We start from the raw sequence: 1,515 nt of genomic DNA, 5'->3' as shown, positions 1-1,515 counted from the left end.
GGTGCTCGGCGGGCGGCCGGGGGTGGATGCCGCGTCAGCCGTCACGGCGCCCCGAAGCCGAGTCGTTCCAGGATCCGCTGCCCTTCGGGTCCGCGCACGAACTCGGTGAAGAGGGCTCCGGTCTCATCCGCGTCCTTGAGAGCGACGATCGGATAGCGGTTGACGACCTCGTCGGCGCCCTCCGGTGCGAAGCTCTGCACCGCGTCGTCGCCGATCACGTCGGTGGCGTAGACGAGTCCGGCATCCGCCTCTCCCGCGGCGACCTTCTGCAGCACGGCTGTGACGTTCTGCTCGAGGCTCGCCGGGGCTACCTGCACGCCCGCCGTCTCGAGCAGCGTCGCGGACGCGGCGCCGCAGGGCACCTGGGGCGCGCAGAGCACGGTCACCGCATCGGTGAGGTCTGCGAGCGTCTTCACGCCTGCAGGGTTGCCGGTCGGCACCGCCACGACCAGCGTGTTCGTGGCGAACAGCTGCTGGTCGGCCGCGAGCCCGCTGTCGACCAGCGACTGCATGCTGCGCTCGTCGGCGGTGGCGAGCACGTCGGCCCGCGCGCCCTCGATCAGCTGAGTCACCAGCGTGCTGGATCCGTCGTACACGATCGGGTTCACGGTGACACCCGGGTACTTCTTCTCGAACGACTCCGCGATCTCATCGAACGCGGTGCGCAGCGATGCGGCGGCGAACACCGTCACCTCGCCGGTCGGAGCGGGCTGCTCCGTGCCGGATCCGGAGTTCTCCCCTTTCGGATCGAGGCGGTCGTCGCCGGGCGCCGCTGCCGTGCATCCGGTGAGCAGCAGCATGCCGAGCAGGGCGGCGATCCCGACTCCCCGCAGCCTCATCGCAGCATCTCCTTCGGTGTCTCGACGATCACGTTCGTCGCCTTGATCACGGCAGACGCGAGCGACCCGGGCTGCAGATCGAGCTGGCGAGCCGCCTCGGACGACAGCAGCGACACCACGCGGTGCGGACCGGCCTGGATGTCGACCTGCGCCATCACCCCATCGATCTGCACCCGCGTGACGAGGCCGGTGAAACGGTTGCGTGCGCTGGAGAGCAGATCGGAATCGTCGCCGGGGGCGTCGGCCAGGCGCTGGGCGTGCTCGGCGAGAGCGGTTCCGGGGATGCGCGCGGGGGAGTCACCGGTCACGGGCAGAGCACCGTGATCGATCCAGCGCCGCACGGTGTCGTCGCTGACACCGAGCAGGCGCGCGGCATCGGCGATGCGATAAGAGGTCATGGGCTGACTCTAGCCCGGTATCTCCGCACATTCAGACTATGCGGCGTAATATTCACGCATCTGCGGCTATGACAGGGTGCTGTCGACGCGCTCGATGGGCCGGTTTCGTCGCGATGCTCGCTCGGCGCGCGGGGGAACCGTACGCTCGCAGTATGCCTCTGCCGCCTCTCGTCGAGCCCGTCGACGTCCTGAGCGACGCCGAACGTCTGCGCACCGCGCGCCATCAGGTGCTCGTCGGCCTGGGCGAGATCGGACAGCGCCGCCTGCGCGCCGCCCAC

The 1,515-nt window shown here is 69.8% G+C and carries 2 protein-coding genes; both read right to left on the bottom strand.

The window, feature by feature from the left end:
- Nucleotides 1–41: 41 nt before the first annotated feature.
- A complete protein-coding gene (gene modA / locus RT309_RS15020) occupies nucleotides 42–839 on the bottom strand; it encodes a molybdate ABC transporter substrate-binding protein (protein WP_313358328.1) in 798 nt (265 codons plus the stop codon).
- Nucleotides 836–1,237 carry a TOBE domain-containing protein gene (locus RT309_RS15015; RefSeq protein WP_313358326.1) on the bottom strand — a complete coding sequence of 134 codons (402 nt, stop codon included), beginning with the start codon at nucleotides 1,235–1,237 and terminating at the stop codon, nucleotides 836–838. Before RT309_RS15015 ends, modA begins: the two co-directional genes overlap by 4 nt.
- Nucleotides 1,238–1,515: the final 278 nt, after the last annotated feature.

This window comes from Microbacterium sp. (assembly GCF_032084865.1).
Taxonomy (GTDB): Bacteria; Actinomycetota; Actinomycetes; order Actinomycetales; family Microbacteriaceae; genus Microbacterium.
The sequence above is the reverse complement of the archived record's forward strand: the minus strand, read 5'-3'. Positions and strand labels throughout refer to the sequence as shown.